The sequence below is a fragment of the Bradyrhizobium sp. CCBAU 45394 genome (genome assembly GCF_028128655.1).
Taxonomy (GTDB): Bacteria; Pseudomonadota; Alphaproteobacteria; order Rhizobiales; family Xanthobacteraceae; genus Bradyrhizobium; species Bradyrhizobium diazoefficiens.
Genome location: NZ_LBIX01000167.1, coordinates 1 through 17573, shown reverse-complemented (window position 1 = coordinate 17573; position 17573 = coordinate 1). Strand labels below are relative to the sequence as shown.

12 protein-coding genes and 2 pseudogenes are annotated in these 17573 nt (G+C 59.5%); 5 read left to right on the top strand and 9 right to left on the bottom strand.

The features are described from left to right. Window positions 1–397 precede the first annotated feature (397 nt). Window positions 398–1033, top strand: coding sequence for a hypothetical protein (locus WN73_RS24055; RefSeq protein WP_271555139.1), 636 nt, complete (start codon window positions 398–400; stop codon window positions 1031–1033). Between the two features lie 146 nt (window positions 1034–1179). Beyond that, window positions 1180–3216 carry a hypothetical protein gene (locus WN73_RS24050; RefSeq protein WP_271555137.1) on the top strand — a complete coding sequence of 679 codons (2037 nt, stop codon included), beginning with the start codon at window positions 1180–1182 and terminating at the stop codon, window positions 3214–3216. A 183-nt stretch (window positions 3217–3399) separates the two neighbouring features. Here WN73_RS24050 and WN73_RS24045 read toward each other — a convergent pair whose 3' ends face one another. Genes WN73_RS24045 through WN73_RS24030 form a run of 4 tightly spaced genes read right to left on the bottom strand, consistent with a single transcriptional unit; the run spans window position 3400 to window position 8209 of the window. Continuing rightward, a complete protein-coding gene (locus tag WN73_RS24045) occupies window positions 3400–4185 on the bottom strand; it encodes a Shedu immune nuclease family protein (protein ID WP_271555136.1) in 786 nt (261 codons plus the stop codon). Next, a complete protein-coding gene (locus tag WN73_RS24040) occupies window positions 4185–4697 on the bottom strand; it encodes a hypothetical protein (RefSeq protein WP_271555135.1) in 513 nt (170 codons plus the stop codon). Before WN73_RS24040 ends, WN73_RS24045 begins: the two co-directional genes overlap by 1 nt. 30 nt (window positions 4698–4727) lie before the next feature. Beyond that, complete coding sequence (locus WN73_RS24035; protein ID WP_271555133.1) at window positions 4728–6284, bottom strand: argonaute/piwi family protein; 1557 nt, start codon at window positions 6282–6284, stop codon at window positions 4728–4730. Continuing rightward, window positions 6281–8209 carry a toll/interleukin-1 receptor domain-containing protein gene (locus WN73_RS24030; RefSeq protein ID WP_271555131.1) on the bottom strand — a complete coding sequence of 643 codons (1929 nt, stop codon included), beginning with the start codon at window positions 8207–8209 and terminating at the stop codon, window positions 6281–6283. Before WN73_RS24030 ends, WN73_RS24035 begins: the two co-directional genes overlap by 4 nt. 531 nt (window positions 8210–8740) lie before the next feature. Between WN73_RS24030 and WN73_RS24025 the strand changes: the two genes are divergently transcribed. The 3 genes from WN73_RS24025 to WN73_RS24015 all read left to right on the top strand — a co-directional run bounded on the left by WN73_RS24025 (window position 8741) and on the right by WN73_RS24015 (window position 13317). Continuing rightward, a complete protein-coding gene (locus WN73_RS24025) occupies window positions 8741–9733 on the top strand; it encodes an AAA family ATPase (RefSeq protein WP_271555130.1) in 993 nt (330 codons plus the stop codon). A 6-nt stretch (window positions 9734–9739) separates the two neighbouring features. Next, complete coding sequence (locus WN73_RS24020) at window positions 9740–12079, top strand: S8 family peptidase (RefSeq protein ID WP_271555129.1); 2340 nt, start codon at window positions 9740–9742, stop codon at window positions 12077–12079. Window positions 12080–12243: 164 nt separating this feature from the next. Continuing rightward, window positions 12244–13317, top strand: a complete 1074-nt coding sequence (locus WN73_RS24015; protein ID WP_271555128.1) for a hypothetical protein — start codon at window positions 12244–12246, stop codon at window positions 13315–13317. Between the two features lie 124 nt (window positions 13318–13441). On the opposite strand, the pseudogene dinB reads toward WN73_RS24015, so the two are convergent. The 5 genes and pseudogenes from dinB to WN73_RS23990 all read right to left on the bottom strand — a co-directional run bounded on the left by dinB (window position 13442) and on the right by WN73_RS23990 (window position 17507). Continuing rightward, a pseudogene (dinB, locus tag WN73_RS24010) lies at window positions 13442–14475 on the bottom strand (DNA polymerase IV). Window positions 14476–14537: 62 nt separating this feature from the next. Beyond that, window positions 14538–15262, bottom strand: a pseudogene (locus WN73_RS24005) (SOS response-associated peptidase). A 263-nt stretch (window positions 15263–15525) separates the two neighbouring features. Next, window positions 15526–16533 (bottom strand): IS110 family transposase, encoded by a 1008-nt coding sequence (locus WN73_RS24000; RefSeq protein ID WP_271555127.1) that lies wholly within the window; start codon window positions 16531–16533, stop codon window positions 15526–15528. 81 nt (window positions 16534–16614) lie between these two features. Beyond that, a complete protein-coding gene (locus WN73_RS23995) occupies window positions 16615–17064 on the bottom strand; it encodes a hypothetical protein (protein WP_271555276.1) in 450 nt (149 codons plus the stop codon). A 47-nt stretch (window positions 17065–17111) separates the two neighbouring features. After that, window positions 17112–17507, bottom strand: coding sequence for a hypothetical protein (locus WN73_RS23990; protein ID WP_271555126.1), 396 nt, complete (start codon window positions 17505–17507; stop codon window positions 17112–17114). Window positions 17508–17573: the final 66 nt, after the last annotated feature.

The window sequence follows — 17573 nt, the reverse complement described above, 5'->3', positions numbered from 1 at the left end:
AGAAAAGCACGGTCAACAGTTAGATGTCGCTGGACTAAGTGCTGTACTGCCCGCATCGGAACCTAAGAGCCTCCGCACGCGCAATAGTAAAAGCGCAGTAGCAACAAACGTGACTGGACGATCCGGCTCTTCTCTGCAGCATCAGTGTTCTGACGTGCGGCGTGGCTTCGAGGTTCAAGCCAAATTGGGCTTCGCGGCTCATCCGGTTGCTCCTTAGGTCGAGAACAAGTTTTCGAGAGCCAGCGCAACTCCGGCAACAATGCGCTCCATCGTTTTCTTGTTATCGACAGCATTTAGTTCCGCGGTGAGCTCTCGAATTGCGAGTTCTCCGTTGCGTAGTCGTGTTCTTACTTGTCTACTCTCCGCTTCCAAACGGCCGCACACAGTGGGAAACGGGATGACTCAGCAACAACTTAGCAAGATATGGACGTTCGTCGGCCTGTTTCTGCTCTATTACGCGCTGAATACTTGGATTGTTGTTCAGGGCGGGCAAGAGATCTTCGGCGCCAAGTTGATTGTCGGCAACCGCGTTCCTGCCGCGATGTGGGGCATTCCCCTGACCTGCATCGTTCTGCTTGTGAATTCCCTGGTTGGACTGCGCTACGCCCAGCGGACGCCGCCCGGCCACTGGCACGATCGTATCCCGATCGTCGGCTTCGAAAGCATCGTGACGAACTCGCCGGAAGGCAAGGTTTACCAAGGGGTGATACTCTTTCTTCTTTCCCTTCTTCCCGCCGCGGTCCTCATTCATTTCTGGCGCATCTTCAACAGCGCCAAGGTCGTCACGACCGATGATCCGCCAAGGCCCGTGAGCAGTATCTGGGACTGGTCCGCGCTGGCCAAACTCGATGATCCCGCGCGCATCTGCACCGACCTTATCCGCGAGGGCGGGAAAATGACGTGCGAGAAAAACGCCACCCTATTGCCGGGATTGGAGCCAACCCTGTTCGCTGTGTTGACCGCGGTGGCAGCGCTCGCCTTGGTGATACACTGGCGCGCCGTGTTCCGGCGAAGCCCGAAGCACGTTGAATAGGCCAGCCCGCGTTAGCGGCATTTTGAGCTCGACCCGGGCACGGGGGGGCTGTGCAAAGCTGTCGACAAGCGGTGTCGCGCCCTTGGGCGCTGCATGCGGATACTGTAAGGATCGCAATTTGCACTCTCTGATTGCGGGGCGAGGCAATGCGTTGGGGTATCTTCCTCTTTCTTGGCGTCCTCGCGGGCGCTGGCACGTGGTACGCGCTGTCAGGCGATAATCTTCGTGATATCGTCAATACGCATTGGCCTCCGGTGACGTCCGAGCAGCAGCGCCAAACCGCGATCGATGGCGCGCTTAGCGCCCTGGAGGCGATGCCGACTCCCAACGTCGCCGCGGGCGTCGACGTCAAAACGATCGAGATGATCGCGGGCGAGTTGCTCAAGGGCAAGGGCGTCACAAAATTGTCGGTCGAGACCGACCGCCAACTCCTAAAGGTGACGGCAGCTTTCGATCTCTCCTTGCGTCCCGAAGACGCGGGTGACGATCCTCAAAAGCGTGCGTGGATCGAACGCCTCAAGCCACAACTCGCCGGGCGGGCTGAATTCTTCCTGAGCGCCACCACCGCCATGGTCACCGCACCAAAGCGCGCCATACAGGTGAAACTCCTGCCGGCATTCAAATCGCTTCACATCGACAAGATAACGCTCGCGGAGCGTTACGATGCCACCGCTGCCGGCGCGCTCCTTGCGAGCCTTCTCGAGAGTTATGCCGACAATATCATCGGCACGCTGACGAACGCGCCGGTCCTCAATGCCGAGTTGCCCGCCAGCCTTCAGGATCAATTCGATCCGTCTGGGCCGATCAAAATCAACCCTGCATCCGGGAGCAGTTTCAAGCTCACGCTTTCGTCGCAACCCGTCCGCAGCCCCTACGAACTCGGAAGCGCAACGTTACTCATCGACAACAGCCGCGTGATAGTGCTTGCGCAACTCACGCCGCCCGCGAACACTTTAACCGCAAAGACGGCGTCGAAGGGAGCGTTAAGCGATCTTGCTGCCGGTTTCACGCGCCGCATGTCGGACGGATTTGATCTTCGCGAGGTATCAACCGGCGCGTGGGTTGCGGTTGCGAAGGCGCTGATTGCCGACACCTTCAACAGCGCATTCGCACAAGCACAGGCTTGCATCGCAGGTACGGGCGCCATCCCGAAGCAGACCTTCGAGCAGAAGATCCCTACACCGGACGCCTCGGCAATTGATTGCACTCCGAGGGGCGACTGTACGCAGACCCAGGCGTGCGACCTCAAAGAGGACACACGAGATTGCCGCCGTTCTCGCAACTGCCAGCACAATCATGATACGCGTGAGTGCCGCAAATGCGTCGTGGGCGTCTGCGCCAATGATCCGATTTGCGAAGCGGCGAAAGCTTCGCAAAACGCCATCTATGACGCGGATTATACAGCCTGCGTAAATTTGGGTCCCCTCTATGATGCTGCCTGCGAAGCCCAAAAGGCGACCCAGAATGGGCTCTATGCCACGCAGAAGGCTCAGTGCGAGGCGGAAAAGTCGACCAAGAAGCTCGCCTGCGAAGCGGAGAAGACCGGCCGCAAGATGGCTTGCGAGACGTATAAAGGGGCGGTTGACGCACTCCATCGCACCGGCAATGTCGGAAACTTTGACGGCAGCATTTCTGGCACGGGTGATCTTAGGATATGTTTCCGCGACGTGGCATTCGCCCCGGACCTCGCTAAGCTTTCAATGAAGCTTGAAACGACCGGCTCAGCAAGCCTCGATACCAGCTTCAAATTTACGCCGCTCGATGTCGCGGGCCACATTCTCTGTCAGTTGCCGTGGACGGCGGACAAGAATATTCGCGTGACCGTACCGTCTCAGTCGATTGGCGTTGATGTTACCCTGGCACGCTCGCCTGGTGAGCCCGAATACCGTGGGCAGTTGAAGGCGTCTCCCATTCGCTTACACTTCGAGCCGAACCCAACGTCGCTCGTCCTTCAGAACATTAATTTCTACTTGGCCTGTCCGGTCACGGCGCAACTGGTCAACGGCATGACACTCAACTTGGCGCCCTTTGTTCCGGAACTCCTGAAGGACTACACGCACACCCTCGATCCAATCGATTTCTCGTTTGTCCCGACGATTCCAGATCAGCCGCTGTTCGGACGGACCATCAAGCCCATAGCGTCCGAGACCCCCAAGGCCTTGATCGTTTCCGGTGCACCTTAAGCAGGCGTTGTGATGGCGTGTTGCGCCTCTGAAGCTCCGTCCGAACAGCTATCTCGAGCCCTGGCCGTCGCTCGTATGCACCAGCGGCACATCAAGCAATTATTCCGATCATGCAAATACCCATCTTTGAGTGCGCCTTCATGCTCTAAATTGAATGGTATTGTTGCTCCTTACCTCCAGAACCTAGCGTTTCAGGCTCTTCGCTACAAAACTACCCGCGCCTCGAAGTTGGGACAGGGACGCGATAACATTATCAAGGCGGCGCACCAGGTCATCATACGTTAGGATGTCCATCATATTAGAATACTTGCGCTTGATCACCTCGAGATCGAACAGTTGATCGTCCGTAAGCGCGGATGTCCCGTCCGATCGTTTGTCGCGTCCCAACAAGACCATGGCTTTCGGGTTAGTAATTCGGATCTGCATGCCGTTCGGGACCACGCTGGCGTATTTTTTGGTGAGCTGCCGCTCGCCTTCGACGCCCCATTTCGAAAGGTGAAAGAGATATTTCTCGGCCTGCATGACCGTTCCGGATAGCTCCTTCGTCGGAACGCTGTTGCCCCGATAAAGGCCCCGACTAAGCAGCACGTCGTCAAAGGGTTTTTTGATCTCGATGACATCGATACTTCCCCCGGCGACGATGAGGCAGATGTCGATGAACCTGTTTTTTCGCGTTCCGGGCTTGGAATAAAAATCTGCCACAGTGACGCCTTCGAGCACGGCAACGTATTTTGGAAAGAGCAGGAGGATTACCTTGATGATCAGCCGCTGCCAGTCCTTCTCGCTGTACGATGTTGCATCTCCGAGCCAAGCCAATATGGTTTCGCGCAACAGCACGTACTTGTCGATTTCGGCTTGTATGAGGTCAGGCTGATCCAAGGAAGCGGCCGACACAATGGAGCCTCGGCGATCAAGATAGGCCTCGTATTTCTCTCGCGCTGCCGCATTGCCATCGAAAAACTCTCCCACTATCGTCTCAACTCGCGCGCGGCGTAGCGATCAAGCTCGGTCGAGTTCGGGAATTTTGCCAGAAGCTCGCGGAAAATCTCGACCGGTATCCTGTCTTGCCGCGAACCTCCGACGACGATCTCGCCAGAGGTTGGCTTCACCTTCTCGATGCGCGGGAAAATGCGGATGTTGCGCTCCGCGATGAAGGTCCTGCGCTCGAGGCGGAGGCCGTTGACCGCAATCAGCACATCGTGGTCGCACCCCAAAATCCGGCCCGGAATCCGATAATAGCCAGCTTTCTTCTCCGCGAAGCGGAATTCGTAGATCGGCTCTTCGCCGCCGCGCTTCGAAGGAGCCTTCAACAGGTCGGCGGATTCAAAGGTGAAGCCATTACTTACGGTGACCTCGCCGCCGTCCTTCAGCCGTTTGGAGGCCCACTCAGGATCGTTGTTCTCGACTTCGTACAGGAGGACTAATCCTCGGTCGTCTTCTTCAAAGCTGATCATGCCGGACGACCAATGCTCTGCGCCCATGACCACGGTCGCAAGGAAACTGGCGCACCCTTAAACATAGAACTTAAATGGCTGACGTTCCTCTCCTTTCGCCGACCCCATGGTGAGGACGTCTCCGACCATCCGCGCAAATCGGACAGTGACGGGCAGGCCATCATTGAAGTTGCAGGAATTGTAGTTGATTTTGGTAAGACCCATGATGTCTGCGAGCACCGTGCGGATGTCCGGCTTTGCGTTTTTGCTCTTCATGACGGTGATATGCAGCGGATTGGGTGTCTCTGGCCCAATGTAAGTATCGAGCTGTGGCACATAACCCGTCGTCCAGAGATAGGCCGTCTGATCATCGAGCAGGAGCGCGGTCCCGCGCAGCACGGGATAGTCGCCATCGCGGAAAAGCTTGGTCTCGCCGCCTGTCGATCGAATGCGGACGCCGATGATGTTGGTTCCTTTCGGCGCCGCCTCGACAAAGGCGTTCCACTCTTCGTCGTTAAAATAGGTCTGCCCATGGATGAAAAGCTCCTTAGGCGGGCCGCCATGCGTCTCGGCGTAGGTCTTCAGCACCAAAGCGAGCAGGTTTTTCGCCGCGGGTGCCTTGAGATGAAACTCGTAATCTCCGGTTTTCCACGGTCCATTAGCACCCCGGAAGACAACACCGTCTCCCTCGTTGAGGAACATCTGCGCCGCGCAGCAGGCATGACCATCGGGGTCGTTGGGCAGGCTCTTGTAGACCATGCCGATGTAACAGACCCCCGGTCGAACGTCGGCCAGCCGCCACGGCGGCTTGGGCTGCGTCTTGTAGTAAAGCCCGGTCGCGAGATTCCAGGCGACCGTTGCGGCATCCTGTGTCTTGCGCAGTGGATAACCGGCCTTATTGAGGAAAGCGTCGGGCGCAATCGTCGTCTCACGGACCAGCTGCGTCGGCGCGATCGCCAGGAATTCGGCTTTGATCCTGCGATGAAAATCGGGAACGTCCTCGAAAATCGCCTCCTCGGTCTGATCAATGGCGCCCATGGCAGCGAGTAGCGGGACACTCTCCTTCGCCTTCTGCCGCTTCGTGAACTCGCCCTTTTCCAGCGGCAGGCCGGTCCGCTTGGACTGAGGCCTGCATCGCTCGTAAACGATTTCGGGCAGAGCCAGGATCCAGACGTCTACGGATCGTTCGTCGTTGCGCAGATGCTGCTTGACGCGATCGATGTAGAGCCGTGCGACCTTGTCGACGGCCTCGTTGAGGTTGACGATGCGCGTTGCGCGATCGATGTCCTTCCACGGGATCGACAGCGCGCTGCATTCGTCCGGATCGAATGAAATGCCGAACGCCTCATCTAAGCCCGGGAAGTTCGTCAGGTGCAACCGATCGGCCTTCTCGCCTTTTCCGGGCGGCGGAACACGGACAGCCGATTTGAGCTTGCGACCCCATGCACGAAAATGGGCGATCCCATCAGTGGTGCCAACCAGGCCGACCCGGATTTCCCGGCTTTTCTTCGCCTTGGCGTGAGGTCCATACAGGAACAGTCCGTCCTTGGGATGCGGACTGCGCTGCGAAAACGCAAACTCCAGCGGCGGTTCGCCAAAGTGTTCGACCCGAAGCGATTTGTCCGGAAATCTCACGCGTCGGCCTCGTCATCGTTGTCGGGGCGACCGAGGGTACTGATGTCGGCTTCTTCCTCATCGGCGTCAAGAACATCGGGAAGCGCTGTGCTCACCGGTGAAGTGAACAACATCGGCGCGGCTTCGATTAGGAGCGGAGCGTTCGCCGACAGCGCTAGCCGAATATAGGCCGCCTCGCCGGACAATAGCTCAAGGAATGCGAGCATGCGTCCGTGCCACTGCTTGTTACGCCAACCCTTGCAAATGCTTCGGCGCAGGCGGTGTAGCTTCCTTGCGTCATCGATGCCGAGCCCCTCGGCCGTATCGTTGTCGACCGAGAACAATACCCTCGACTTGAGTTTCAGATGCCAGAACGGCCAGAAATAAGGCATCGCAGTAACGCCGAACTGCCAGATATGTCCCTTCGCGACATTGCGCAGCATCGAGGACCGCCGGTCGCCTTGCTTGCCCCAGGGGATGCGGTGTCCCGTCGGTGCCTGCGCGGCCGAAGCGTGGAAGCCGACAGCGTTGGAATATTGATACTCGACGAAGCCTTTCTCTCTGCAGAAGGACAGCCAGGCCTTCTTAATCATTGCAATGACTAGGTTGGAAGCGACTTGACGCTCAATCCCAAGCGCAGAAAAGCCATTGTCGATAAATTCCAGCAGAGGGATCTCGTACTTCAGCTTGAATCGGCCGGCAGACGCGAACGCGACGTCGACTTCGGATTGTTCAGCAAAAGTGATGATCCCGGCACCCTGTTTCGCGCACGGATAGCCGAAATCCTCGAGCGCCCGATCCAGCAATCGGTCCTCGATCACCCCGGTGCTCTCAAAGAATCGGATGACGTCGGGCGCTTCCGCGGCGCGCAGCCAGTTCGAGGTCAGTCGCTCGGCCTCCTCGACGAGCGGGATCGCGCCACGCCGCCGGAAAATCTCCCAATTCGGATCGATCACCGGCTGGCCGGAAGGACGCGGGACTTTCTGGCGCTGCAGCGCGTCAAGTAGGAGACCGACGCCTTCTCCCCAGCCGCGCACAAAATCGACGGGAACCGCATCCCCGATGCCCTTGACCTTCTTTCCCGGTTCGAGCCGGAGCGGAATAATGAACCGGGAATCGCCGAGCTCCTTGGACAACTCCAGTGCGATGTCGAGATCATCCTGGACATGAGGGTCAGCGAGCGTGGCATCGCGGCAGATGAGTAGAACTTTCACGGCCCGGTATTGCAGCGCCTCATTGATCTGTCGGCGCCATCGGTCGCCGGGCTGAAGCGTGAGGATGTCGGCGAACACGCGGTACCCCTCAGCCTCAAGCTTGGGCGCGAGCCAAAGCGCAAACTCATCGTCGACAGGCGATGCTTTGATCAGAAATATGGTGTCTCGCGCTACTTTCTCGACAGGCGCTGCATTCCCGGCAGCCTCCGCAGGCGGAAGGAGATTGGCAAGAACTGCGGGAACCACCCCGGGCTTTGACAGAGCCTTTCCAACCGCTTCCGTGACAACCGTTTCCAGAACCGAGGTGCTCTGCGCCCAAAGCTTTTGATGGGCTTTCTCGATGTCCGGATATTTTCGAAGCAGGGCGTTGAGGTCGCCGGGACCGAAAATGTCGCCCGGCGTTTGCAGCGACGGGCCGATGATCTGCGCTAACGCGTTCTTGTTTTTTGGCGTGAGCGGCGCCGATGTCACGAGGATATAGCGCGTCGCTGCCAGCCGATCGATCGAGAGCCGCTCTTTCGCCATCTTTGACTTCAGCGCCGCAAAACCGGACCCGTGGTAGTGCTTCGCCTGCATCACAATCGATCCGTCGGCTCGCGCATGGCGGCCGTCCATCCCGTCGTCCGGGCCTGCCGGAAAGGCCTCGAAGCGCAGGTCTATCTCTCGCCCGACGAGGTCGCGGGCCAGATCTTCAAATTCGCTATGGGACAGACCTGAAAAGTCATAATTCATGCTTCCAGAATGAGTGCTCGTTTCCTAAGCAGTCAAGCGAGGGATCGCGGTATTGCTTGGTCCCTAAGTCTTACCAACAACAAGATAAACCTGCTTTTGTGGACGTGCCCAAGCAACGAAAACAAGCTTCGGTCGCGGAGCGCTGAGCCAGCGAATCTCCAACAACCGCGCATATCCGAAGCCAGCTTCCCACCGCTTCGCTTCGCTGCGCGACGGCGGTGTCGCCAAGGACGATGCGTTGCCGAAAATGAGGAGCGGGTTGGACCTCATACGAGCGATTAGAGGTGGCGCACAAATTCCCGATTCTTGGGCGCGAGCCGACTATTGCGGATTCTCGTTTTGTTCGCTATCTGTTGGGCTTGGCGCATAAGCACCTGTACATGCCCGCCGGATTGGTCGGAGCCAACCCGCTGAGCCGCTGCCGTCAGCCCGCATCTGGCTGTGGTTGACGTGGTTTTAACGGCTGAAAGGCATGGTGGGACCGGACGATCCAAACTATGTTTGACGCCAAGCTAGATAAGTGGACCGCTAATGGCTCGCGGCGAGTTGATGAAAAAGCTGTTAGCGAGTTACGGCCGGGACGACGAATTCCGGGCGATTGCTGAACAGATCATTCTGGAGGAGGAGCAGAAGAACAACCGCGTTCTAGCTCGGTCGCTCCGCCAAACCCTAGACCATGCCTCGAACCGCGCGCCCCCACCGCGGGCGCTGGCACCGCTCATTCCGTTCCCGGACGCCGCCAACGATTTCGTCGAGCGCGTCGAGCCGGAGCACACCAAGGGCGACATTGTTCTCAGCAAGGCCAATATCCGGATCTTTTCCGGACTAATTCAGGAATTTCGCCGCGCTGATGACATCCGCCGCAGCGGACTCCCGGTGCGCTCGAAGCTGCTGTTCTGTGGACCTCCGGGCTGCGGAAAGACTCTTTGCACCGAGATCTTCGCGGGCGAGCTCGGGCTTCCGCTGTTCGTGGTCAAGATCGACCGCCTGATCTCCTCCTATCTTGGCGAAACCGCGACCAACATTCGCAAGATTTTCGAGTTCGCGCGCAAGCAGCCCTGCGTCCTCTTTCTCGACGAATTTGATGCGCTGGCGCGCTCGCGTGATGATACGAGCGAGCACAACGAGCTGCGGCGCGTGGTCAACAGCCTTTTGATCTTCATCGACCGGATCAAGCCGAAGGGCTTTCTGGTTGCGGCGACCAATCTCGACCAGTCCCTTGACCCCGCGGTCTGGCGCCGCTTCGACGAGGTCATCTGGTTCGAAAAGCCGGACCGGGAGATGATCGAGCACTTCCTGGCGCTGAAATTCAAGAATATCAAAACGGCTTTCGATCCAGTCTCTCATGTCGGTTCGCTGGATGGCTATTCTTTCGCCGAAATCGAACGCATTTGCGTGCAGGCGATCAAGGCCGCCGTAATCGAGCGCCGCAAAGAGGTCCGTGAATTGGACTTCTGTCACGCCGTCGCTGATGAGATTCGACGGCGATCCGGCACCGCACGCCTGCAGCATTTGGAAGACTAATCCGGCGTGCCGCGCTACGACCACCTCCAGCTCCTGCGGCTTCCCGAGCGTCTCGAGCGCCGGAAGCATGGAGGAGGTGGTGCTGCTCCTCAACGAGATGTCGGCGGACATAGCCGCAAGCTTCGGGCCGAGCTCGACACCGCGATCGCGGAGCAGCAACGCCGCCGGCGTCCGGAATTCGTCGACCCGTCGCTCATTCTGCGCGTTCGCATGACCGGAATGACGATGGAGGAAGACTGGGAGCGGCTTGGACTGACCCTCCTCGCCAGCGATGAAGACAAAACCCTGATCCTCTTCGCATCGAATGACGATCTGCAGGGTTTTCGCGATCGCCTGCAAGCCTATGCGCAGGGAGTCCCGCCTGGACAAGCCGCCCCGTCCTACAATGGCTTCATCACCCGCATCGAAGAGATTGGCGCGGTGGAACCTCGTGATCGTATCGGGCTGCGATTGCGTGAAGAAGGGCTGACCCTGCCTGAAGACTTCGATGCGGACCGGATCTTCGTCCTCGACCTCGAGCTATGGGACATTGGCCGGCGTGAACTCCGCACCCGAAAGCTTGAGCAAATCGCCGAGTACATTGATGCGCGGGGAGGCGAAGTGCTTGACCGCTACGTTGGCCCGTCGATTACGATGCTGCGGGCGCGCATGTTGGGCACCGTAATACAAACGCTTCTGACGGTCGAAGACGTTGCCGATGTCGATCTGCCGCCTGAACCTGATATCGCCACCGGCGAGGCGTTTGAGTTGACGATCGCCGATTTGCCGGAGACGGACGACCTTGGCAACGACGCGCCGGTCATTGGTATCATCGACAGCGGCGTCAACGATCATCCGTTGCTGGCGGGTGCCATCGTCGGTGCGATCGGCGTGCCGGAAAGGCTCGGCACGGCCGACGATTGGGGTCACGGCACGCGCGTTGCCGGCGTGTCGCTATTTGGCGATCTGCGCGATCAGATTGCTGTTGGTGCGTTGGTACGAGCGGGGCGCATTGCTTCGGCCAAGGTCGTGAACGAACGTGGTCAGTTCGACGAGCGTCGCCTTGTTCCCTCCCAGATGCGCGAAGCCTTGACCACTCTCAATCAGCGTTTCGGTTGTCGGCTCTTTGTGGTCGCGCTCGGTGATCCAAAGCGCACCTATGACGGAGGCAAGGTTGGGCCTTGGGCAGCGACGCTCGATGAACTCGCCCGCGAACTCGATTCCCTCATCATCGTGTCGGCCGGCAATCGCGCGCCCCGCAGCGGCAACCGTCTGGAACAAGCCGTCACGGAGTATCCCGGCTATCTGCTCGAGCCGGCCAACCGTCTGTGTGAGCCTGCGGGCGCCATGAACGTTCTCACGGTCGGCGCGTTGGCGCACGGCGAGGGTCTTGGGCCCGATCTTGCCGAGCATGTTCATATCCGACCCATTACGCGTGCGTTCGAGCCTGCGCCCTTTACGAGGATAGGGCCCGGCATCGGCGGTTCCATCAAGCCGGATCTAGTCGATGTCGGAGGCACGATGGTATTCGATCCCGCAGTAGGACGGCTGCGGCTGGGCGAAGACTTGCCGACCGCCGGTGTTCTCACGCTCCATCATCTGTTTCTTGACCGGTTGTTTGCGGCGGGGTCTGGCACGTCCTATGCGGCCCCTCGCGTTGCCCACAAAGCCGCTCAGATTCTTGCGCGCTTTCCCCGTGCATCTGCGAACCTTGTCCGTGCGTTGCTTGCAGGCGCGGCGCGCATTCCGGATGAGGCCCAGCTCAGGCTTCAAACCCTCGGTGACGATGCCATGCGTTCAATCTGCGGCCATGGCGCTGTTGATTCAGAGCGAGCAGCATATTCGGATGATCATCGCGTCGTGCTGTATGCCGAGGATGAATTGGCGCTCGACCACTTTGCGGTCTATCAGTTGCCGATTCCCGAACTGTTCCAGAGTGGCGGTCGTCGCAGCATCCGCGTGACGCTTGCCTTCGATCCCCCAGTTCGTCACACCCGCGCCGACTATGCCGGAATTGGCATGAATTTTCGTCTCGTGCGAGGATGCAGTCCCGAACGGATCTTCGAGCACTTCCGACGGAGAACCCAGGAGGAGGGGCGTCAGCCGGATATCGATAATCGTTTCGACTGCGACCTGAAGCCGGGCCCGCGCGAGCGTGAACGCGGAACTCTGCAAACCGCGAGCGTAACGTTTACGCGTGGCACCGAAGCCTATGGCGACAATTATTATCTAGTCGTGCGTTGCGATAGCGGCTGGGCGGGAACGTTCGAAACGCAACAACGCTTTGCAATCGTGGTGGAGTTGACCCATCAAGCAGAAGTGCAATTGTATGAGCGGCTGCGTGCTCGTGTCCGGCTCCAAGGTTGAGCGGAGAGTGGAATGAGCCGTTCGACACCTTCGTCACGGATCTGATGCGATACCGACGTCGGTCCGATCCGATTTCTCCGCGCCGCGCTTCACTTCCACCAACGCCGTGTCGCAGACCCGACCGAGCCGGGCGAAATATAGCTGATTGATCTTGAGGGTATGCGATGAAATGGGGAGACAACGCCCGAGATTTTGATACCGCACTGGCGGTGTGGCCGCACTATCGCCCACTCTTCGATAACTGGCTGATGCAGGAACTGGTGGAGCAAGGCGACAAGGCTCCGATCTGGCGCGACCGCAGGGTGCCGACCGAGAATGGACGCGTGCGCGGCGACATCTATTCGGACCGCGAGGCCGCACTATCGGCCGCCGCCTCACTCAATCAGACGCTGCACGACGCGCTCGCAGCGCGCGAGATGGATGCCGCGAGGAAACGTTCGCTCCAGCTTAAAGTCGCAAAGAACCTGCAATCCAAAGAACGCCTTCGCGACGAAGAAGAGCTTATGCTCGCCGAGGCACGCCGCCGGCACGCCAATGATCCGCGACCGGACCCTTCTGCAATTGTGCTGCCTGCGGAGTCAGTTCCTTTTCGTCAGGAATTGAGCGAACAGCTCTCAGACATGCCCTATTTGAGGGTCGTGATCGTGACGGTCCGGGAGACGAATCGCAGTTGGCACCGCTCCATTCTTTACCTCTCGCACGACAATAAATGGTCCAAGCCTTACATCGCCGGCGAGCGATCTGCGGCAAAGGCGATGCGAGCACGAATCGCCAACGGCTTCGGCTACAGCGCCGACGACCATTGGGGAAAGACCAAGGCCAAGATTCGTCAGATCTTGTTGCCCCGCGCCAACCAGTTGCTGCAACTCGCAAGCGTGCAGCGTATGCTGGCGGAAGCGTTGGCCAATGGTCATAAGGTGCTGGTCTCGAACGGCATCGTCTTCTGGTACGAAGAAGATGGCGGCATCGGTTGGCAGATCAAACAGACCACGTCCACCAAAGAGTCCGAGGGAAGCACCTTGTGGAAGGAAGGCACAATCCGCTCGATCAACCACGGCCGATTGGTCATTTTGCCTTATATCAAAGAGAGCGGCGAGCAGGTGCGCGGGCACACCAGGAACGGACCGAATGACGGCAGAGCCAAACCACGGCACCCCGATCACTACGTCGATATTCCGTTTGCGCAACTCGACGGTGACCTCATGATCGGTCTGTTCGGCGAATTGCCCTACGAATAACCTGGATCGCCGCGCTAGCGTCACTACACAGCAAACGGAAGCCTCGGCTCGTTCCGCTCATCGCGGGTTCGCGCGAAGGCTTCTGCGGCGGCGCTAGCATACGATGATGCGTCAGCTGCGATCGTTAGATCGATAGACCAAGCTGCAGCTCTGCCTCGTTGCCTTGTAACGACGAAAGCGACACCCCCAACAGCCGGACTGGCTTCGAAAAGGGCATCTCGTTCTGAAGCAATGCGACCGATAGGCGTTCGAGGTCCGCGCGACTCGAAACGGCGACGGGTACCGACCTGCTGCGCGTAATCATCTCGAAGTCGTTGAACTTGACCTTCAGAGTCACCTTCCGCCCTCGCGCTCCCTTGTCTTCACTGTGCAACCAGATCTTGTCTATCAATGGCTGAAGTTCGGCGACCATGGTTTCGAAATCGGTCAGGTCGCTAGAGAAGGTATTCTCTGCGCCGACCGACTTTCGTATTCGATCAGAGCGGACCTCACGGTTGTCGACGCCCCGCGAGATCCAGTAGTAATAGCTGCCGGCCTTCCCAAAGTTCGCCTGCATGAATTCGAGTGACTGGTTTCGCATGTCGAGGCCGGTGTACAGGCCGAGCGAGTTCATCTTGGTGCTGGTCGCCGGCCCGATGCCGTGAAACTTGCCAACCGGAAGCGCTTCGACAAATGCCGGCCCCATCTCCGGCGTGATGACATACTGGCCGCTCGGCTTGCGGTGGTCGGAGGCAAGCTTGGCCAGAAACTTGTTGTAGGAGATGCCGGCCGAAGCGTTGAGGCCGCTTACCTCCTTGATCTTCGCACGGATCGCCAATGCGACGTCCCGCGCCAATGGAATGCTTTGCAGATTTTCGGTTACGTCGAGGTAGGCCTCGTCCAGCGACAGCGGTTCGATGATCGGGGTGTGCTCGGCGAAAATCTCTCGGATCTGCTGCGAGACCGCCTTGTAGACCTCGAAGCGCGGCTTTACGAAGATCAGGTCTGGGCATTGCCGCTTCGCGGTAACCGATGGCATGGCCGACCTGACGCCGAACGTGCGCGCTTCGTAGCTGGCCGCCGCACGACGCCGCGCTCCCGCGATCCGCCGACGGCGACGGGCTTGCCGCGGAGATCTGGATTGTCCCGCTGCTCGACGGATGCATAGAAGGCGTCCATGTCGATGTGGATGATCTTGCGCTGACGGGGCGGCGGCCCTGCCTGGTCGTCGTCCTCGATCGTCACCTTGCTGGTCCGGCCGGATCTTCCTTGACGCCGCGGGCGACGATCCGGAGCGTGTCGTTTGGAAGCGGCCGCTGCAGCTTCAGGGCTTCGTCCAGGGGGGCCGTCATCCAGGCCTCGACTTCGTCCGGCGTCGTCAGGATCACGGGCATCGCCTTGGGGTGGATCGCACCAACCTCGGCATTCGGCTCTGTCGTGAGGAACGCGTAGAGGTCGTTGGTCGTCTCGCCTTCCTTGACTGTCCGGACGGACGTCCAGTTGGTCCAGATGCCGGCGAAGCAGGCGAGGGGACGGGTCTCATCGAGCGAGAACCAGATATCGCCGCCCTCGGCCTTGTTGAACTCGCTGAAGGAGTTGAAAGGCACCACGCAGCGATTTTCGGTCCCCAGCCATCGCGTCCAGTGCTTGCTCTTCACGTTGCGGATGTTCGTCGTGCCGCCGTCCGGCTCCATCCGTAGCAGCTCCTTGAAATCGACGGTCTTGCCCTTGCCTGCAGCTTCTCGGCTCGTTTCTTGGTGGCGTCCATCAGCGCTTTTGACGACGACGGCATTCCCCAGCGCGCCGTGGCGAGTTCGCGGCCCTCGGCCCCGTTGCGTACGATCGGTGCCTTGTAATCGGGAAAAACCCCGGGCATCGGCGCCAGATTGCCGACGTATCGGTTCACGACGCGGAACAACGCGCTGATTGCGGCTTGGTTGGTCGTGATCGAGTAGAGATTGCAGATGTGGACGGCCCCCCACTTGTCAGGATTGTAGCAGACTTCTGACCAGATCGCTTGCTATCAGATGTCCGGCCTGTTTGCGCGGACAAAGTCCGCCGGCCGAGATGGTGTTCGCTACGCACGCTCCAAGCACATGGGCGACACTCGTGGTGCCAGTGTAATCTTCGGAAGCTCGCGCGTATCGACCGATCGGTCCTTCCATCTACTGCGTCCTGCAAGTTCGTGGGCAATCCGCCGAGCAACCTCGCTCGCGGTCCGATTTCAGATCAAGTCGGCATGGCTGCTACCGGCTGGTTGTACACGCCGCCCGATATCATCAAGCGCCAAGCGATGCGGGCAAACTTGTTGGCCAATGCCACCGCAACCAACTTCGGCGGCTTTCGCTCCAGCAGTGAGGCGAGCCATAGTGTGGGCTTATGACGACCCTTGCGGATATGCCTCAGCAGCGCGGTGGCACCGACAATCAATGTCGATCGCAGTACAGAATCTCCAGCCTTTGTGATGCCGCCGAGTCTTTGCCGGCCGCCAGTTGAATGATCCTTGGGTGTCAGTCCGAGCCATGCCGCAAAGTCGCGACCCGATCTGAACGTCTCGGGCGGCGGTGCCTTCATGCTGAGCATCGACGGCCCAATCGGACCGATGCCGGGAATTGTCGCAATACGCCTGCTGATGTCATCCTCGCGATGCCACTTCATCAGCTTGGCCTCGATCTTCGCCAGGCGGGCTTCAACCGCGGCATACTCGTCCGCCTGAAAGCGGAAGAGATCCCGCGCCATTTCCGGCAGGCTATCGTCTTCCAGCACACGTTTGATGAGTGCGGCTACGTTCTGCCGGCCGACGGGGCCGACGATACCAAACTCAGCGGCATAGCTTCTGAAAGCATTGGAGAGCTGAGACTTCACGCTCACCAGGCGTTCTCGCACGGTCATCAGCATGCAAGCCGCTTGCCGTTCCTTCGATACGAACCGCATGCTGGGTCGGGTGACCGCCTCGCACAGCGCCTCGGCGTCGGCCGCGTCGTTCTTGCCGCGTTTCACGTAGGCCTTCACATACTGAGGTGGGATTAGCTTTACCTCGTGTCCAAACGATTGCAGCAGGCGCCCCCAATGGTGCGAGCTGCCGCAGGACTCTATGGCGACGAGAACTGGCAAGTAGCGGATCATCTCGGCTCGCCGAAACTGGCGCCGAACGACCACTACCTCATTCTCATCAACACCGTGAAGCTGGAACACCGACTTCGAAGTATCCATGCCGATACGAACGGGAATATTCATTAGACTTTCCTCTCATCTTCCGTGACGCCGAGAGCGCCATCAAACCGTGGGGATGAGAGGCCGTCCACACCAGCACATCGGTCAGGCTTCGGTCCGAGGGTGGCGCGGCTGCCAGGCCAATTGTAGCAGAATCGCGGAAGGACGCCGGCCCGCCTTGGCGCATTTGCGGCAGCGCAGCCGGCTGGCGAGATCGTGCACGAAGGTGGTCGGCGGATGCTTCATCGCCGCGAGGTCAACGTCGCTCGGCGTCTTGCAGCGCGCGCACTGGATCTCCAGCCAGGGGAAGCCGCCATTCACCGCTTGATCGATCGTCGGAGATGGATCAATCGGTTCTCCGTCTGACCACATGCGTTCGTTCCAACTCTCGCATAGCAACTTGTCGGCCTGCTGGATGAGCGCTTCCCCCTTCGCTCGTGTCTCCGCCGATCGGGTAGCCAGGATGTTGGCCATTGCCCGCGCCTTGCCAAGCTCCTTCGCCAGAGCCTTGCGGTCGCCGCCCGACAGCGGCGTAGGGTGATACTTCGGGGCCATCCGGACATCCAGGCGCAAAGAGATCGGACCGGCAACTCCAGAGCGGGCTATGGCGTCTCGAACGCCGGCCAGCACCCGTCTTCTTCATGCCTGCCGGTGCGCTGCTGACAGGTATTGTCGAGCAGCCGCTGCGCGACGTCCTTCCAGACCGCGTTGGCGCCATACAATCGGACTGCATCGGCGGTCTGGATTTCCACCGTCCGCTCGCAGCGACGGCAGGAGACGCGCAGCACGTGGCGCTGTATCTCGGAAAGACGCCGCAGCCGTATCTGGGCCCCGGTCGCGTCGGCGCGCGGGTCTTTGAGGACCGATTCCCAATATTCCGCCGGGAGGGGAGCATCCGGCGCCGCAGCGGAGGGGGCCCGCCTGCGGACGGCTTCAGCGGCCAGCTTTTCCATCTGTTTTGGGGTCGGCATGCGCCAGCTCGCGGGTCGGTCGGACATTCCGAGGTTCTTCCGCACATTTGGTGCAGGGTGCAGGATTCACGAACAGTGCGAATAAGGGCATAA